At 64.6% G+C, this 16,081-nt stretch carries 19 protein-coding genes; 12 read left to right on the top strand and 7 right to left on the bottom strand.

The annotated features are described in order from the left end of the window. The 5 genes from EH231_RS27090 (at position 1) to EH231_RS27110 (ending at position 3,503) form a co-directional block, all read left to right on the top strand. Positions 1-393 carry a nuclear transport factor 2 family protein gene (locus tag EH231_RS27090; protein ID WP_124713690.1) on the top strand — a complete coding sequence of 131 codons (393 nt, stop codon included), beginning with the start codon at positions 1-3 and terminating at the stop codon, positions 391-393. Positions 394-906: 513 nt separating this feature from the next. Continuing rightward, positions 907-1,032 carry a hypothetical protein gene (locus EH231_RS34860; RefSeq protein WP_420891978.1) on the top strand — a complete coding sequence of 42 codons (126 nt, stop codon included), beginning with the start codon at positions 907-909 and terminating at the stop codon, positions 1,030-1,032. A 131-nt stretch (positions 1,033-1,163) separates the two neighbouring features. Then, on the top strand, positions 1,164-2,240 hold the full coding sequence (locus EH231_RS27100) for a hypothetical protein (protein WP_124713692.1): 1,077 nt from the start codon (positions 1,164-1,166) through the stop codon (positions 2,238-2,240). 17 nt (positions 2,241-2,257) lie between these two features. Beyond that, positions 2,258-3,040: an SDR family NAD(P)-dependent oxidoreductase gene (locus tag EH231_RS27105; RefSeq protein WP_124713693.1), complete on the top strand. Its 783-nt coding sequence runs from the start codon at positions 2,258-2,260 to the stop codon at positions 3,038-3,040. A gap of 19 nt (positions 3,041-3,059) precedes the next feature. Then, complete coding sequence (locus tag EH231_RS27110) at positions 3,060-3,503, top strand: nuclear transport factor 2 family protein (protein ID WP_206429615.1); 444 nt, start codon at positions 3,060-3,062, stop codon at positions 3,501-3,503. Positions 3,504-3,529: 26 nt separating this feature from the next. Here the strand turns inward: EH231_RS27110 and EH231_RS27115 are convergent, their stop codons facing one another. Continuing rightward, positions 3,530-4,144: a TetR/AcrR family transcriptional regulator gene (locus EH231_RS27115; RefSeq protein ID WP_090424198.1), complete on the bottom strand. Its 615-nt coding sequence runs from the start codon at positions 4,142-4,144 to the stop codon at positions 3,530-3,532. Positions 4,145-4,343: 199 nt separating this feature from the next. On the opposite strand from EH231_RS27115, the gene EH231_RS27120 reads away from it, so the two are divergent. Both EH231_RS27120 and EH231_RS27125 read left to right on the top strand, forming a co-directional pair. Then, positions 4,344-5,273 (top strand): hypothetical protein, encoded by a 930-nt coding sequence (locus EH231_RS27120; protein WP_124713694.1) that lies wholly within the window; start codon positions 4,344-4,346, stop codon positions 5,271-5,273. A 237-nt stretch (positions 5,274-5,510) separates the two neighbouring features. Then, entirely contained in the window at positions 5,511-6,047 is a 537-nt protein-coding gene (locus EH231_RS27125) for a TetR/AcrR family transcriptional regulator (protein WP_124713695.1), read from the top strand. Positions 6,048-6,064: 17 nt separating this feature from the next. Here EH231_RS27125 and EH231_RS27130 read toward each other — a convergent pair whose 3' ends face one another. Then, entirely contained in the window at positions 6,065-6,343 is a 279-nt protein-coding gene (locus EH231_RS27130; protein WP_064878246.1) for a hypothetical protein, read from the bottom strand. A 2-nt stretch (positions 6,344-6,345) separates the two neighbouring features. Continuing rightward, positions 6,346-7,491, bottom strand: a complete 1,146-nt coding sequence (locus tag EH231_RS27135; RefSeq protein WP_124713696.1) for a 3-ketosteroid-9-alpha-monooxygenase, oxygenase component — start codon at positions 7,489-7,491, stop codon at positions 6,346-6,348. A 102-nt stretch (positions 7,492-7,593) separates the two neighbouring features. On the opposite strand from EH231_RS27135, the gene EH231_RS27140 reads away from it, so the two are divergent. Continuing rightward, positions 7,594-9,297: a 3-ketosteroid-delta-1-dehydrogenase gene (locus tag EH231_RS27140; protein WP_124713697.1), complete on the top strand. Its 1,704-nt coding sequence runs from the start codon at positions 7,594-7,596 to the stop codon at positions 9,295-9,297. A 16-nt stretch (positions 9,298-9,313) separates the two neighbouring features. Here the strand turns inward: EH231_RS27140 and EH231_RS27145 are convergent, their stop codons facing one another. Then, entirely contained in the window at positions 9,314-9,988 is a 675-nt protein-coding gene (locus tag EH231_RS27145) for a PadR family transcriptional regulator (RefSeq protein ID WP_124713698.1), read from the bottom strand. 125 nt (positions 9,989-10,113) lie between these two features. Between EH231_RS27145 and EH231_RS27150 the strand changes: the two genes are divergently transcribed. The 3 genes from EH231_RS27150 (at position 10,114) to EH231_RS27160 (ending at position 12,517) form a co-directional block, all read left to right on the top strand. Further along, positions 10,114-10,650 (top strand): flavin reductase family protein, encoded by a 537-nt coding sequence (locus tag EH231_RS27150; protein ID WP_206429616.1) that lies wholly within the window; start codon positions 10,114-10,116, stop codon positions 10,648-10,650. Beyond that, the gene (locus EH231_RS27155) at positions 10,619-11,257 is read left to right on the top strand and encodes a PaaI family thioesterase (protein WP_124713699.1); all 639 of its coding nucleotides are present in this window, start codon (positions 10,619-10,621) and stop codon (positions 11,255-11,257) included. Before EH231_RS27150 ends, EH231_RS27155 begins: the two co-directional genes overlap by 32 nt. Before the next feature lie 93 nt (positions 11,258-11,350). After that, positions 11,351-12,517: an APC family permease gene (locus EH231_RS27160; RefSeq protein WP_241178200.1), complete on the top strand. Its 1,167-nt coding sequence runs from the start codon at positions 11,351-11,353 to the stop codon at positions 12,515-12,517. On the opposite strand, the gene EH231_RS27165 is transcribed toward EH231_RS27160, so the two are convergent. Then, positions 12,493-13,164: a hypothetical protein gene (locus EH231_RS27165; protein WP_124713701.1), complete on the bottom strand. Its 672-nt coding sequence runs from the start codon at positions 13,162-13,164 to the stop codon at positions 12,493-12,495. The genes EH231_RS27160 and EH231_RS27165 overlap by 25 nt on opposite strands. 20 nt (positions 13,165-13,184) lie before the next feature. After that, entirely contained in the window at positions 13,185-13,658 is a 474-nt protein-coding gene (locus EH231_RS27170) for a nuclear transport factor 2 family protein (RefSeq protein WP_124713702.1), read from the bottom strand. Between the two features lie 108 nt (positions 13,659-13,766). Here EH231_RS27170 and EH231_RS27175 point away from each other — a divergent pair, with 108 nt between their 5' ends. Then, on the top strand, positions 13,767-14,369 hold the full coding sequence (locus tag EH231_RS27175; RefSeq protein ID WP_234927401.1) for a TetR/AcrR family transcriptional regulator: 603 nt from the start codon (positions 13,767-13,769) through the stop codon (positions 14,367-14,369). Here EH231_RS27175 and EH231_RS27180 read toward each other — a convergent pair. Beyond that, positions 14,364-16,067, bottom strand: coding sequence for a SulP family inorganic anion transporter (locus EH231_RS27180; protein ID WP_124713703.1), 1,704 nt, complete (start codon positions 16,065-16,067; stop codon positions 14,364-14,366). The two genes, EH231_RS27175 and EH231_RS27180, sit on opposite strands and share 6 nt — an antisense overlap. Positions 16,068-16,081: the final 14 nt, after the last annotated feature.

A 16,081-nucleotide genomic window follows, 5' to 3' on the forward strand; every position in this document is an offset into this window, starting at 1 on the left:
ATGACCGAAACCCCTGACCTCAACAAGATCATCACCGAGACGGTGCACCGGTACCTGCACCTGGTCGCAGCGGGCACAGCCGATCAGATCGTTCAACTGTTCGCCGAGGGAGCCAGCGTCGAGGATCCGGTGGGCACACCGCCCCGCGTGGGATCGACCGAGATCCGAGAGTTCTTTTCGTCTCTGGGCGCCCTCGACCGGACGACCACGCTGCAATCGCTGCGTATCTGCGGGCACGAAGCCGCGTTTCAGTTTCGGATTGCCTTCGACGCCGGCGACGGACCGTTGCACCTCGAGCCGATCGACACCATGACCTTCGACGCCGACGGCAAGATCACCTCGGTCAGGTCCTACTTCACCGCCGCGGACATCAAGCCGGCAGCGGCGGAGTAGATACCGAGCACGTCACGCGCTCGATCGATCTCGTCGGGGTCGGCGGTCGTCGGACGAGCCGCAGCTCATCGACATCTTGGTTCCAGAAATCCTGCACCCGCTCCCCGAGCTGATTCTCCGGGTCCGGGCCGAGCGGGAACCACACCGGCGCGGAGAAGCGCGGCCGGTCGGTCCTTCCCGCCACCCGCCAAGCCTCCGTGACGCGCTCACGCCGAGCGATGGTCTCGAAGTCGTACACCGTGGTTTCGAAGACATTCGGGTCAGCTCAGAACCGGATAGTGGTACCGGTACGTCCCCTTCCGAGGGGGTTCCGGCGACCACCGACGGGGTTGTTTGAACAGAATGTCGCGTTAAGGCCCTCTAGTTGGACCGCTCAGTGGGAGGCGATGATTCTCGACCGACCTGCCGTAGTACACCGGTGACGTGGGCGTCCAGGATCCAGTATCGAAACCACGCGTGATCGGACGCGCCATCGGCCGCGGCGAAGTGAACCCTGATGTGGACCCCGCCGTTGTGCTCCAGATGATGCTGGCGCCGGCCGTGTCCGTCTCTCTCTTCGAAGGGCGAGCGCTGACACACCAGGAGATCGACTCCCTCGTGATACTGGTCTGCCGCGCGACGGCACCTGCGCGCAGCTGAGCAAACGACCGCTACGTACCTGGTGGCGTCTTGAATTCGTGTCCCGATCAGCGGTCACCTCCACGTTCGAAATTTCGCAGTGCCTCCAGACTCGAACCAGCGAGACCGCTGAAAGCCTTTAGGAGACAAGAATGCTGACCGACGAACGGCGCCTCGAGCTGTCCGACATCTTGCGTCCCGCCGCCCCACCGCGCGAGCTCACCGACATCTACACCGAAGACCAGAAGCGCAGACTGCTCGACGTCGTACACACCCAGGGCCCATGGAAGCTGATCATCGCTCAGCACTTCGCCTCGGCCGATGAGTTGATGGCCACCATGAGCGGCGCCTTTCCCGAGGGTTTCACCCCGTCACTGGACCTGTTCCTCACCCCGACGTTCCGCGGTTACCTGGCCAACTACGGCACGGTGCTCTACCCCGAGCTGCATGACTGCTTCTACAACGCCGGCTTCATCGAGCAGGCCAAGAGCTACTGGAACGCCGAGTACGCCAAGCCCGAAATGATGCTGTTCAACATCAACGGTCCGTGTGCCAACCGCGATCCCGGCCACCTGGACTCCCCCAGCTTCCGCGGAGTGCGCCACGAGAACGCTCCCACCTGGTTGTGCAGCGTGATGGGCAAGTCCGGCCTGTTCACCGACTACCTGATCAAGATGGCCCAGGTGATCACCTGGTTCTCCCTCGACGAAGGTTCGGGCTTCACCTACTGGCCCGAGGGTCCGCTCAAGCCGCCTGCCCGGGTACTGCCGCCGATCAACAACCGCGGCGTCGTCGTACAGAACGAGATGATGGTGCACCGCGGAGAAGCCAACGGCCCATTGGAGCAACAGGTTCCGGCCGGCCTGGCGTTCGACACCGTGTTCACCGGCGACCCGGCAGACCGCGATCAGTGGCTGCTGAAGAACGGCGAGGATGTCATTGCCCGCCACCACACCGACGAGCTGAGATTCCTCGTCCACTGGTCTGCCGAGGTGTTCTCCGACTACGAAGAACTCAAGAAGAACATGGACGGTTCGGACGACATCACGATCGAACGCGCCATCGGAATGATGGTCGACGATCTCAAAGACAAGGGCATCAAGCTCGACGTACCCGGCGAGCCGTTGCACGACCCCGCGTTCATCGGTGCGCTCAACGCCGCCTACGACCTCGGTGGCCCCAGCAGCTACCCGGAAGAGGCTCCGATCTCCGCCTTTCAACTCTCCTGATCTCGAAGGGACATCTGATGGACCGTTTCTCAGATCGTCGTGTCATCGTCACCGGCGCGGGGTCGGGTATCGGCGCGGCCACGGTCGCCCGCCTGCTCGACGAAGGTGCGACGGTAGTCGGCTACGACATCTCCGCCGACGGCTTGGCGACGACTGCCGCGGCCGCCGAAGCTGCCGGCACCGCCAAGCAGCTCACCACGGCCGTCCTCGACATATCGCGCGAGGAGGACGTCATCGCCGCGGTGTCGGCGGCGGTGGCCGAGTTGGGTGGTCTTGAGGTTCTGGTCAATGTGGCTGCGATGCAGACCTGTTCGCACACGCACGAAACCACTCTGGAGGAGTGGAACCGCACCTTGGCGGTCAACCTCACCGGTACCTTCCTCATGACGCGCCAGGCGCTCCCTGCTCTGCTCGAATCGGGACGAGGCGTCGTCGTGAACTTCACGTCCACCGCTGCGATGTTCGCGCACCCTTACATGGCGGCCTATGCAGCCAGTAAGGGTGGCATCCTCAGCTTCACCCACTCACTGGCACTGGAGTACTCGAAGCAAGGTCTGCGCGCGATCAACATCCAGCCGGGTGGGGTCTCCACGGCCCTGGCCAACAGCACCCTGGACAAGATGCCCGAAGGATACGACCTGGGCCTCTGGGCCAAGCAGACCCCGCTGTTGCACGGCACCGAAAGCGAAATCCTCGGGGACCCAGGCGCAGTAGCATCGGTCATCGCGATGGTCGCCTCTGATGACGGCGCGTTCATCACCGGCACCGAGATTCGCGTCGACGGCGGAGCGCACGCCTGAGCAGTGGAAGGAATTTGGCATGGATTCAGTCGCCCTGAGAGTGATGCGCGATGAGCGAGACATCGAACGGGCACTGAATCTGTTTGCCCGCGCCATGGACAACCGGGACTGGGCAGCGATGGCCGCGATCCTGGCCGATGACATCGAAGGAGATTTCGGCACCGGACGCCTGGTGGGCATTGCCGCGATCGTCGACATGATTCGCGGATTCCTCGACAGTTGTGGCCCTACCCAACATCTGTTGGGAAACATCATCATCGACGTCGTCGACGACAACGCCACAAGCGAGGCCTACGTCCGCGACGTCCACCTGAATGCGGCCGGCGACCCGTCAACCCGCTTCTACACGCTGGGCGACTACCACGACACCTGGCGGCGGGACAATGATGGCCGTTGGCGCATCACCGAACGCATCAAGGCCAACCGTGCGTATGTGGGTCCGCTGGAAATCTTTGGTAGTTAACTGATTTCCGTCCGCATCAATTGCGGTCAGCCCTGTTTCGACAGAATCGGCAAGGCCCCCACAACCATCTGCATGCCAACCTGCAACGCGGCTCGGAGTCCGGCGAAGTCACCGTCCGCGACCCAGCGCACATAGGCGTGTCTACACACCTGAATTGCCAACTGTGCTGGTAATTCTCGCGTGTTCGGATTGTTGCCCAGGTCGAACCGGGCCGCCAAGAACTCGGTAATCGGGCCGACGAGGTCTTGCCCCCAGTCCAACCAGCGCAGCCGGTACTGGGGGTCGTTGACCACCAACGACATGAACGTACGGTCAAACTCGACCGTTCCCCGGTTGGGGACTTCGGTGCTGAACGCCTCGACCAGCGACTCGACAACATCGCCGTGCGGTTCAGCGTGCGCAAGCATCTCGACACTCAGTGTTCCGAAACGGCGAAACAACGGCAGGACCACATCCTCCTTCACCGGAAAGTGCCGGTGAAATGTGCGCGGCGCAATGCCGGCCGCGGTACAGATCCGGTCCACAGTGACCGAGGTCGAACCTTCTGCGAGGAAGAGATCGCGTGCGGCGAGCGCGATGTCAAATCGAAGCTCTTCGGCGCGCCGCTCACTCAGCGTCGCCGGCTTGCTGACCATCTCCATCTGCGATTCCTCCCTTCTGAACAGCGCATTCGATCATATCGGCGGTGAGCGCCTGTTAAGGCTCACAGCTCGACGCACCTCCCGGTGACCGGGAATCGGCGAGGGTCCGTTGGACGTCCGCCATTAACTTCCCATTGTCAGATTCTGCCATATGGGCAGAATCTGCCACCGATTCGTGGCAGCCACTTAGGAGGAATCCGTGACAACCGAAACCGACGAATACACCGTTGAGGGCGAGGAACTCAACTACGACGACTACACCCACGAATTCATGGGCAAGGTCGGAAACATCCAGGACTTTTCGCGCGACTTTCTTCTCGGCCTGGCCCGAGTGTTCGAAGATGTCTTGAACTTTGTCCCCTACGCCCACGTCAAGATCTATTCAGAGAAGGTCGGCATCAACACCGCCATGGACGTTGCCGCCGACGTTTCCAGGGCAGGAATGCGACAGGTAATGCCAATGGGACGCTTCATCGCGCCACCTGGATGGGACTGGAAGAACGCGCAGTACCAGGCCATCCCGTTCGATGTTCAGACCGAGGACCTGACAAAGCCGGCGTTGATCCGGTTGATCAAGACCTACTGGGACCAGTACCTCAAGGGCCACAACTACTTCATCGACCAGTGGACGAAGATCCTCCCAGAGGAGGAGGTCTGGCTCGGGTTACCTGACATGTACCAGCTCATCATCGACTACCAGTACCCGAAGCTTGCGAAGGTCTTCAAGATCGAGCCTGTGCACGTCGTCGACTTCCTCAAGCTGGCGGTACTGAGCATCGACGGAACCTTGGGCTACGGCGGCGAGTACATCGTGTACAACCCCGACCACGTCGTCCTGAACATGCGTCGGTGCGAGGTGCTCCAGAAATACACCGATGAGGGCCTCTACCCACCGGCGCGGGCATGGATGAATTGCACCTTCGAGCAACGCATCTCAGCTCCGTTCTTCCCAGGTTGCAAGCTCGCCATCAACCTGCCGCCCAAGGACTTCAAGTTCGCCGACGGCGAGCCCTTCTGCGTGTGGACCTATACCCGAGGAGACGAGAACCACGCGGCCGCAGCTGCCGCGCCAGACCCCCGCGCCAGCGCGATGAAGAAGCTCCCGATCATGCCGGTGTCGTCTACGTAGGAACCCTGCGGTGCCCCAGTCGCCGCGCAATGCCTCGGCGACTGGGGCACTGTGCAGTGCAACATGTGTAATGCAATCCGACTTCGAGTGCCCGGTCAGCGAGAGCACGGCTGCTCAATCGCTTGAGCCGAACCTAGTGTTGACACCGTGAGGTCATCTGAATTGAAGGTGGAGACGACGTTTTGCCTCCCGGCTGCAGAAGTATGCTCGGGGACAACAGAACTCACACCGCGCCGGATGGCCCGTCGCGAGCGGATCGTCAATGCCGCGATGTCACTGGCCCTCCAGGGCTACGACGCATGCCAGATCCGCACAGTCGCCGCGACGGCAGGCATGTCCGCCAGCACTGTGTACCAATACTTCCCATCGAAGGACGACCTGCTGCTCGCATGTTTTTTCGAATGGCTGTGGGATTTCGAAACTGAGTATCGTTGCGGCACCAGCAACACGGATCCATTTCAGCGTCTGCTGCAGGTTTCCCTTGCACTCACCGGCAGGCTCTGCTCCTCGCCACAATTCGCCGAAGCCATGATTCGCCCGTACCTCTATGCCGACGGCGCTGCTGCGACCCAGGCCGACCTGGTGCGACGGCAGACCGTTCGGATCTTTGTTGGTGCCGTCGGAGGCGAAAATTCGGCAACGAGGGAGATCGGCGCTGCCGAAATCCTCTCCGACGTCTGGATGTCCAATGTCGCCGCATTCGCTCAGCAGCGCATCGCGGTGGCGGAACTGTCAGAACGGATCGCCCGTACCGTCGGCCTCCTGAAGGGGTAGCCGACGGTCTCCGGGCTTCACGACGTCTCGTCGACGACCCTCAACGCTCCCGAACTCACTGCGTCGACGATGGAAACACCCAAAGCCGAGCAGGCGAGGAACAAACCGTGCCCACCGTCGCCGACCAACTGTGCCGCTGTGCAACGCTCTTCGCAGCGGGCCAGGGCAGTACCGGTCCACTGAACGCTGGTCTGGTTCCAGCTGCTCTTGCGCACCTCGACACCGGCGCCACAGCGCGCGCACGTCACCGGCGTCATCGGCGCATCGTCGAGGCGATTGTCCGGGCGCACAGCCATTCTCACCCCACCGGGCCGGCGGCCGCGGTCCGGGCAGCCAGATTGGCTTCGACTTCCCTCATCCAGGCCTCGTACGGGCGGGTGGTGTCCAGCTCGAACTCAAAGCGGTCCACCATGTCCGGCGCGACGTCCGCCGCATCGACATAGAACTGCTCGTACCAGCGCCTCAGCTGATACACCGGGCCGTCCTCTTCGACCAGTAGCGGATTGTCGATCCGGGTCTTGTTGCGCCAGATCTCGACGTCCTGTTCGAATCCCATCTTGACGAAGTCGCCGAGCGCGATCGCGGTCTCCATGGCGAGTTCCTCCGGCATCGCCGCGTTCTTCTCCACCACGATGCCGTACTGCAACACAAAAGAATTGGCGTCGATCGGGTAGTGGCAGTTGATCAGGACCGTGCGCTGATCGAACTCCTGGTAGTGATAGGTCAGATCGTCGATCATGAACGACGGACCATGGTAGGCGGCCAGTGAGGTGGTGCCGAGCAGCTTGGACCCCTCGGGGTCGCCGATATCCGGTCGGCCCGCACTCTTCATGTACTGAGTCGCGACTTGACCTTCGAAAATGTTCTTGAAGTGCGTGGGAAGCGAACCGTGGATGTAGAAGAAATGCGCCATGTCGACGACGTTGTCGATGATCTCGCGGCAGTTTGTGTTGACGACCGTGGTGTACCAGTGCCATTCGGTCCAACCGTCGCTGGTGGCCCCCTCGATGCGCGGAATAGTCACATCCGCCGGCGGCGGCTTGCGCTCGGGGTCATTCCAGACGAACAGCATGCCGTCCTGCTCCAGCGTGGGCCAGGCCGCGGTTCGCGCCAATCGCGGGGTGCGCTTGCTGTAGGGCACCATCTTGCAGCGGCCGTCGCCACCCCAGCGCCAATCGTGGAACGGGCAGGCGATCTCGTTGCCCTTCACCGTTCCCTGCGACAGGTCTCCGCCCATGTGCCGGCAGTACCCGTCGAGCACGTTGATGGCGCCATCCTCCCCCCGGAACACCACCAGCTTCTGCCCGAAGGCGTTGATCTGGTGCGGCTTTCCATCACCGAAATCGCGCACCAACCCCAGGCAGTGCCAGCCTCGGGCGAATCTGGTGGGTGCCGAACCGGCCTCGATCAATCGAATCTCGTCGGCATCTGCGTGCGTCGTCATGGCCCCATTGAACTGCGGTGACGGACAGGCGGGAAGGTCACTGTTCCGCTCAACAGGAGACCGGAATCAACTTTGCCGGTTGTCGCCCTATCGTCTTCCGTCGTGACCGCCACCACCCACAAGACCATTCCCGCCGGGCTGACCGTTGCCGCCATCGACGTCGACCTTCTCGTCGTCGGATCCGGTACCGGCCTGGCCGCCGCCCTGGCAGCCCACGAACAGGGGTTGTCCGTTCTCGTCGTCGAGAAGTCGTCCTACGTCGGCGGCTCGACGGCCCGATCCGGTGGAGCGCTCTGGTTGCCGTCGAGCCCGGTGATCGAGGACTGCGGCGGCAACGACCCCGTGTCTCGGGCACACACGTACCTGGAATCGGTCGTCGGGGATTCCGCGCCACAGGAGCGTTCCGCCGCATACCTCGACAACCTGCCGGCAACGGTCGAAATGTTGCGCCGAACCACGCCCATGAAGCTGTTCTGGGCCAAGGAGTACTCCGACTATCACCCCGAGGCACCCGGTGGATCGGCGGCAGGGCGCACTTGTGAATGTCGCCCGTTCAACACGGCTGTGCTCGGCGAGTACCTGGCCGACCTGCGGCCCGGTGTCATGGAAGTCAAGATTCCGATGCCGACCACGGGTGCCGACTACCGCTGGCTGAACCTGATGAGCCGGGTGCCACGAAAAGGGCTGCCCACCATCGCCAAACGACTTGCCCAGGGCATCGGCGGGCTCGCGCTCGGCAGGCGCTACGCCGCCGGCGGCCAGGCGCTGGCCGCGGGCCTGTTCGCCGGAGCAATTCGTGCCGGGATCCCGATCTGGCTCGACACCTCACTGACCGAGCTGATCACCGACGGAGGCCGAGTCACCGGCGCCGTCGTCGAGCATGGCGACAAGACGTTCACCGTCACCGCGCGGCGTGGTGTCGTGCTCGCGGCCGGCGGCTTCGATCACCACATGGACATGCGCCACAAGTTCCAATCCGAGTCTCTGGGCAGCAATCTCAGCCTGGGTGCAGAATCCAACACCGGCGACGCCATCCGGTTGGGCCAGGATGTCGGTGCCGACATCACTTTGATGGATCAATCCTGGTGGTTTCCCGCCGTCGCCCCACTACCGGGCGCCGCCCCAGCGGTGATGCTCGCCGAACGATCGCTGCCCGGGTCGTTCATCGTCGACCACTCCGGTCACCGGTTCGCCAACGAATCGGCCGACTACATGAGCTTCGGGCAACGCGTCCTGGAGCTCGAAAAAGCCGGTACGCCGGTCGAAGACATGTGGATCGTGTTCGACCAGCAGTACCGCAACAGCTACGTCTTTGCCGCCGAACTGTTTCCGCGCATGCCGATACCTCAGACCTGGTATGACGCCGGAATCGCCGTCAGGGCAGATAATTTCACCGAACTGGCAGCCAAGATGCGTGTGCCCGAGGACAGCTTCTCGGCCACCGTCAGGCGATTCAACGAGAACTCCTTCGCCGGAGAGGATCCCGACTTCGAACGCGGCCGCAGTGCCTACGACCGCTACTACGGCGACCCCACGGTCACACCTAACCCGAACCTGCGCCCGCTGGTCAAAGGCCCGTTCTACGCAGTCAAGATGGTGCTCAGCGACCTGGGTACGTGCGGCGGTCTGCGAGCCGACGCCCGTGCACGCGTGCTTCGCGAGGACGGCACCGTCATCGACGGGCTCTACGCGATCGGCAACACCGCTGCCAACGCATTCGGCAACACCTATCCCGGCGCCGGGGCGACCATCGCCCAAGGGTTGGTCTACGGGTACATCGCCGCACTCGACGCGGCAGGAAGGTAATACCGACGGGCGGAGGTCAGTCGGTGCCTTCTGTGTCCTCGGCGTCGGCTTTCCTCTCGATCTCATACCAATACGCAGGATCTGGCCACGGGATCTTGGCGCCTTCACCGACTTTCGGGAAGTTGGCCTCGGCCTCGTCGAGATCCTTGATCAGTTGCAGCGTCAGTTCCCGCTCGGACGCGTAGTAGCGATCCGCCCAATCCAACGCGATCTTCGCGTATGCCCACGCTGGATCAGCTCCGGACCAACGGGCCTCCTTGGCGGCGTCGCGTTGCATCCCATCCACATAGGCAAGATGCTCATGCAGCATCTGCTTCAGCGTGGCGGGGTCACTCAGGTGACCCATCGTCACCCGCATGAGCGCCGGGTGCTTCAACGACGGCGGATCCGGCGGTGTCTTCCTGGCCCACTGCGTGACGGCATCCAGACCGGATTCGGTGATCTTGTAGAGCCGGCGGTTTCGCGTGCCGGTCCCGTCCACCCGCGAGGTCAGGTAACCCATCTTTTCGAGCTTCTTCAGATCGGAGTAGATCTGGCTGTAAGCCGGACTGCCGTAGTAATAGCGCATGCTCCAGTGGAGCCATTTGCGGATGTCGTAGCCGGAGAGTTCTTGCTCATACGACAGCAACCCGAGCAGCGCCCAGCTGGTGGCGGCGAGCGCCGGCTTGGCTGCCTGCTCGGATTCTTCCATGGTGCAAGGGTAACAATCGAGGTCACGACACTTGTCCGGCCGAACCGCTGACCGGGAGACACCGTTGCCCGCGGTCCATGTCTCGACGAATCTGGTTGATGACAACAGATGAGGGAGACGCAGCGATGGGACTCGATAGCACTGCGACACTGAGCAGCCCACCCCAACGACCAGGCCCTCAGGACATGCGGGCGGTGCTCGGTCACTTCTGCACCGGCATCGCTGTCATCACCGGTCAGGACGGGCAGCGACCACTGGGTTTCACCTGTCAATCGGTGACATCAGTGTCGCTGGAGCCGCCCTATGTATCGTTCTGCCCGTCGCGATCCTCCTCGACGTGGCCGCTGATCCGAGCTTCCGGCCGGATGTGTATCAACATCCTGGCCGACCATCAGCAAGCGGTATGCGCCCAGTTCGCACGCAGCAGCGCGGACAAGTTCGCCGGAGTCCAGTGGAGCCCGGCCAACAATGGCGCCCCACGCCTGCACGGCACGTTGGCCACCATCGAAGCCGACCTCGAGTACGAGCACGGCGCGGGCGACCACACCATCGTCGTCGCCCACGTCACCTCGTTGAGCGCCCACGACGGCCAGCCATTGTTGTTCTACCGCGGCGATTACGGTGGCTTCGATGACCGGCGACTCGATTCCACGACGGAGTGAGGGATTGTCCATACACAGCGAAACCGATGTCCCAGAAGCGCTTTACGCGTCCATCACCGATTCCGTCCGCCGACTCGTCGATGCGACCATCCGAAGTCAAGCCGATCTGGACACCGTCCTGTCCGCAAAAGCGAAGATCGATGCGGCGGCAGACGAACTCAGCCAGTCGCTGATCCCAGGTTCCTACGGTGTCCAAGCAGCGTTGGATGGGCGACCCCTTGCCTGGGGCAACGCCGTCATCGGGTTACGCAATGCCTTGGCTCCGCCACTCGTGGTCCACTACGAGTCCGACGGCCGAGTTTGGGCCGATGTGACGCTCGGCGCGGCATACGAAGGGCCCGCCGGCCACGTGCACGGTGGAATCTGTGCCCTGCTACTCGACCACATCCTCGGCGCGACCGCCCACAAGCCGGGCCAACCCGCGGTCACCGGCACCCTCACGATTCGCTATGAAGCCGGCACTCGGCTCGGACCTGTTCGCGCCGAGGCGCACATCGACCGGGTAGAAGGAGTGAAGACTTTTGCGGTCGGCCATCTCGCGACCTCGGATGGCGTCACGGTCCGCGCGGAAGGTGTCTTCTTTCATCCCCGCAGATCTGCTCGATAGCAGTCACGGCACTAGTATCGCGGGGTGACCACGCCCGGCGGGCTGCAACGCAGGCTCGGGACAACCGACGCCGTGGTGATCGGCCTCGGATCGATGGTGGGGGCGGGCATTTTCGCCGCCCTGGCCCCCGCGGCGGCCGCGGCCGGAAGCGGGCTGCTCATCGGCCTCGCCGTCGCCGCCGTCGTCGCCTACTGCAATGCGGCATCCTCGGCACGGCTGGCAGCGCGCTACCCGCAGTCCGGCGGCACCTACGTATACGGGCGCGAACGGCTCGGCGAGTTCTGGGGCTACACGGCCGGGTGGAGCTTCATCGTCGGCAAGACCGCGTCGTGCGCGGCGATGGCGCTGACGGTCGGGATGTATGTGTGGCCGCAATGGGCGCATGCGGTGGCGGTCGCCGCGGTGGTGGCCCTGACGGCGGTGAACTACGCCGGAATCCAGAAGTCGGCATTGCTGACCCGCGTCATCGTCGCGTGCGTGCTGGCGGTCCTGGCCGCGGTGGTGGTGATCATCGCCGGATCCGGCGCCGCCGACCCCGCCCGCCTGGGTATCGGCGACGACGTCGGTGCCGGTGGCGTACTCCAGGCCGCGGGGCTGCTGTTCTTCGCGTTCGCCGGATACGCCCGGATCGCCACCCTGGGGGAAGAGGTCCGCGACCCGGCCCGCACCATTCCGCGCGCGATCCCGATCGCGCTGGGTATCGCACTGGTGATCTATGCCGTGGTGGCGGTCGCCGTGCTGTCGGTGCTCGGCGAATCCGGGTTGGCGTCCGCACCCGCACCGCTGGCCGACGCGGTCGCGGCGGCCGGCGCGCCGCAGTGGCAGCCGGTGGTGCGGGCCGGGGCCGCCGTGGCAGCACTGGGCTCCCTGCTGGCCCTGATCCTGGGCGTGTCGCGCACCACCCTGGCGATGGCCCGTGACCACCACCTGCCGCATTGGCTGGCCGCGGTGCATCCCCGGTTCGCCGTCCCGCACCGGGCCGAGGTGGTGGTGGGCATCGCGGTGGCAGTGCTGGCCGCGGTGGCGGATCTCCGTGGGGCGATCGGGTTTTCATCGTTCGCGGTGCTGCTGTACTACGCCATCGCGAATGTCTCGGCGTGGACGCTGCGGACCGGGAACCGGTGGTCGCGCGTGGTTGCGGCCGTCGGCCTGATCGGTTGCCTGGTGCTGGCCTTCTCGCTGCCCCTGGCCTCGGTGCTCGCCGGGCTGGTCGTCGTCGCCGTGGGGGTGGCGATCTACGCGGTGAGGTCGTACACGTAGCGACTGGTCGGCACCGAGTCCAGGTTCTCGTGCGCCCCGAAACGGGTGACGCTCTCGATCATCAGGGTGAGCCGCCGCCGGAGTTCGGCGTCGTCACCACCGCTGCCGTAGAAGGCGTGCATATCGGTCATGGCTGCCATCGGGAACAGTTCCTCGACCACGGCGTCGACCCGGTCGCTCCCGAGAACCGTTCGCAGGACCCGGTTCTGGATGTAACCGAAGGTCGATTGGGTCTCGATGGCCACATCGGTGTGCAGCCCCTGCCAGATGTGCAACCATTCCGCGGCGTCCAGTTCGGCGGGGATTCGCAGAAAACCGATCTGGGCGAGGGCCGGGGCGCGGACGCCGTCGGCCGTATCCGGCGGAACCAATGGCGTCCGCTCCTGGACCTCCCAGCCCGCGCACCGCTCGGCCAGTCCGGACAACACCGCCGAGATGTCGCCGGGTTCCGCCTCGGTCCACACGCTCACCACGGCGGGGACCGGGGTGTCGAGGGTCGTGATGCGCAGCGTCGCCGGCCCGACGTCGGCGTCGTCCACGTTGACCTGCAGCCTGCTCGCACCTGCCGCTCGCATCGCCTCGCGGAACTCAGCGGTTCTCAGGGCGGTGTCGAGCCCTGGGCCCCACAGGGCATAGATGAACTTCATAGGTATAACTGAATTGAATCTCAGGCGTGCTTCGCGGCGGGCACCTCGCCGAGCATGACCCCGCCCGCCTTCAGCCACGCACCGACCGTGCGCGGTGCGTCCCGGTTGGGGTTGTAGACGTCTTCCTCGCTGGAGAACAGGTTGTCCCCCGCGTAGACGAGGCGGGTGACGTTGGGGAAGCCGAACTCACGGCCGGGCTCGGTCGGGTGGTCGAGAACATTGAGGATCTCCATCACGATCGCGCCGTTTTCCTCGTCGAAGGCCACCCAGGTGTGTGGGAAGCGCATGTGCGGGAACGGCGCCATGGTGGCGGTGATCCACTCCCTGACCGCCTCGCGGCCTTCGAAGACGCCATAGGCGTGCTCGATGTAGGTGACGTCCTCGGTGAACAGGTCCGCGAACGGAGCCCAGTCGCCCGTCTTCGAGCAGACCTCGACGGTCTTCGTGTAGTGGTCGAGCGCGCCGGCCAGCTCATCACGCGTGAATTTCGGCATGTCGGGCCCCTCTCCATGGAACTAGAATGAATTTCAGTTTTGGCTGAGGCTACAGCGCAAGCGCACTGTGTTCTAGTGTGAGTTCGCCATCGACAGGGAGAAGCAGCATTGCCGAGGATCGGGGAACCACGGCCCGCAGCGGAGCCCAGTTCGGAGCTCCAGCAGGAGCGGCGTGAGGCGATCCTGCGCGCGGCCGGTGTGCTGGGCGCGCTTCGACCGGCCGAGCAGGTTCAGATGCAAGAGGTCGCGAAGTCGGCAGGGGTGGCGCTGGGCACGCTGTACCGGTACTTCCCGTCCAAGACGCACCTGTTCCTTGCCGTGATGGCCGACCGGGTCGAGGGGATGCAGGACGGTGTCCGCCGCCGGCCCACCCCATCGGGGACGGCAGCCGACCGGGTCTTCGACGTCCTGGAGCGGGCCACCCGCACGATGCTGCGCCAACCCCACCTGAGCGCCGCCATGCTCAACTCCCTCAACGCTGCCGATGGGGCCGTGGTCGCCGAGGTGGGCAGGATCGATCAGCTGGTACGCACCATGCTGTTGGACGCCTCCGGAGTCAACGACCCAAGCCCACAACAGATCTCATTGGTGCGTCTTGTCCAACAGACCTGGCACGGGATCCTGCAGTCCAGCCTGAACGGGCGCATGTCCGTCGCCGAGGCGCAGGACAGCCTCAAGACGGCCTGCGCGCTTCTGCTCGCCCCGTTATGACCCACCGTGTTCGTGCGCGCGGTTGCGGAATGCCTCTACCGCGGTCGGCAGGGTGGGAAAGATCCGCTCCGCGCCGACGCGGTCGAGAAAGCCCGCTGCCACCAGGTCGTCGCGCAGATCGGACTTGACCCGAGCCATCGCGAACACGATGCCCCGTGCGACCAGCTCACTGCGCAACTGCTCCAGCGCATCGACCGCCGTCAGGTCCGGGTCGACGTTGGCCTCGGCGTTGAAGACGAACCATTCGACCTTGCCGGGGGCGTTCTCCACCGCGGCCAATGCGCGTTCCCGGAAATCCTCCGCGTTGGCGAAGAACAGCGGGGCATCGTAGCGGTAGACCACCAGCCCCGGAACCAGCTGGGCCTCCGGATAGTCGTCGACGTCGTGCATCCCGGCGATCCCGGGAACATAGCCGAGCACGCTGTCGTGCGGGCGGGCAATGCGCCGCAACGCGTCCATCAGTGACAGGGCGATCGCCACCAGCACCCCGTACAGCACGCCGAGGCCCAGTACCGCGACCGTGGTGGCCACCGCCAGAATCAGCTCACTGCGCCGGAAGCGGGCCAGCCGCCGGAACTCCGCCACGTCGATCAGCCGTAAGGCGGCGTAGACCACGAGTGCACCAAGGGCGGCCATCGGGAAGTTCTCCAGCAGATCACGGCCGGCCAGCATGACCAGCAGGACCGTCGCCAGCATCACCAACGAGTACAGCTGCGTTCGGCTGCCCACGGTGTCGCCCAGTGCGGTACGGCTGCCGCTGGAGCTGACCGGAAAGCCTTGCGTGACACCCGTTGTCAGGTTGCACACACCCAGCGCCCGCAGTTCGGCGTTGGCATCGATGGTCTCCCCCTTGCGCGCCGCGAAGGTGCGCGCCGTCAGGGCGTTGTCGGAGAACGCGACCACCGCGATGCCCACCGCCGGGATCACCAGGGCCGCCAGCTCCGTCATCGGGACCGGCGGAAGAGTGGGTTTCGGCAACCCGACCGGGATGCCGCCGACCACCCGAATCCCCTTGTCGTCCAGGGAGAACAGCCACACCACAGCGGTCGCCGCCAGTACCGCGACCAGCGGGCCGGGGAACCGCGGCGAGATCCGGTACAGCACGAACAGCAGCACCAGAACCGTGACCGACAGCGCGACCGTGGGTAGGTGCACCGATTCGAGGCCGCTGACGAAAGAGCGGACCTGATCGACGAACTCGTCGCCGGTGACCTCGATCCCGCTGATCTTCCCGAGCTGGCCGCTGATCATGATGACGGCCACGCCGGTCATGTAGCCGACCAGGACCGGGCGCGACAGCAGATCGGCAAGGAACCCGAGCCGGCACAGACCGGCCACCAGGCAGATCGCCCCCACCAGCAGTGCCAGCACCGCCGACAGCGCCGCGTAGCGCACCGGGTCGCCGATGACCAACGGAGCCAGCGCCGTGGCCGTCATCAGGGCCGTGGTGGACTCCGGCCCGACCGACAGTTGCCGTGAAGAACCCAGCAGTGCGTAGACCGCCATCGGGACCAGCGCGGCCCACAACCCCGCGACCGGTGGCAGGCCGGCCACGGTCGCATAGGCCATCACCTGCGGCACCAGGTACGCCGCTACCGTCACCCCGGCCAGGACGTCGCCGCGCAGCCAGGACCGCCGGTAGCCGGTGAACTGCGCCAGTCCGGGGACCCACGTTTGGCGTGCGCGACCAACGCTCATGGTGTTCAGTCAAC

The organism is Mycolicibacterium nivoides (genome assembly GCF_003855255.1).
GTDB lineage: Bacteria > Actinomycetota > Actinomycetes > Mycobacteriales > Mycobacteriaceae > Mycobacterium > Mycobacterium nivoides.

What these genes read in the sequence shown, in the direction of transcription:
- EH231_RS27125 (WP_124713695.1), top strand. Translation starts at nt 5,511, where the DNA reads ATGGCCCGTCGCGAGCGGATCGTCAATGCCGCGATGTCACTGGCCCTC.
- EH231_RS27110 (WP_206429615.1), top strand. Translation starts at nt 3,060, where the DNA reads ATGGATTCAGTCGCCCTGAGAGTGATGCGCGATGAGCGAGACATCGAA.
- EH231_RS27170 (WP_124713702.1), bottom strand. Translation starts at nt 13,658, where the DNA reads ATGCCGAAATTCACGCGTGATGAGCTGGCCGGCGCGCTCGACCACTAC.
- EH231_RS27105 (WP_124713693.1), top strand. Translation starts at nt 2,258, where the DNA reads ATGGACCGTTTCTCAGATCGTCGTGTCATCGTCACCGGCGCGGGGTCG.
- EH231_RS27145 (WP_124713698.1), bottom strand. Translation starts at nt 9,988, where the DNA reads ATGGAAGAATCCGAGCAGGCAGCCAAGCCGGCGCTCGCCGCCACCAGC.
- EH231_RS27115 (WP_090424198.1), bottom strand. Translation starts at nt 4,144, where the DNA reads ATGGAGATGGTCAGCAAGCCGGCGACGCTGAGTGAGCGGCGCGCCGAA.
- EH231_RS27090 (WP_124713690.1), top strand. Translation starts at nt 1, where the DNA reads ATGACCGAAACCCCTGACCTCAACAAGATCATCACCGAGACGGTGCAC.
- EH231_RS27155 (WP_124713699.1), top strand. Translation starts at nt 10,619, where the DNA reads ATGACCGGCGACTCGATTCCACGACGGAGTGAGGGATTGTCCATACAC.
- EH231_RS27130 (WP_064878246.1), bottom strand. Translation starts at nt 6,343, where the DNA reads ATGGCTGTGCGCCCGGACAATCGCCTCGACGATGCGCCGATGACGCCG.
- EH231_RS27135 (WP_124713696.1), bottom strand. Translation starts at nt 7,491, where the DNA reads ATGACGACGCACGCAGATGCCGACGAGATTCGATTGATCGAGGCCGGT.
- EH231_RS27100 (WP_124713692.1), top strand. Translation starts at nt 1,164, where the DNA reads ATGCTGACCGACGAACGGCGCCTCGAGCTGTCCGACATCTTGCGTCCC.
- EH231_RS27180 (WP_124713703.1), bottom strand. Translation starts at nt 16,067, where the DNA reads ATGAGCGTTGGTCGCGCACGCCAAACGTGGGTCCCCGGACTGGCGCAG.
- EH231_RS27160 (WP_241178200.1), top strand. Translation starts at nt 11,351, where the DNA reads ATGGTGGGGGCGGGCATTTTCGCCGCCCTGGCCCCCGCGGCGGCCGCG.
- EH231_RS27165 (WP_124713701.1), bottom strand. Translation starts at nt 13,164, where the DNA reads ATGAAGTTCATCTATGCCCTGTGGGGCCCAGGGCTCGACACCGCCCTG.
- EH231_RS27150 (WP_206429616.1), top strand. Translation starts at nt 10,114, where the DNA reads ATGGGACTCGATAGCACTGCGACACTGAGCAGCCCACCCCAACGACCA.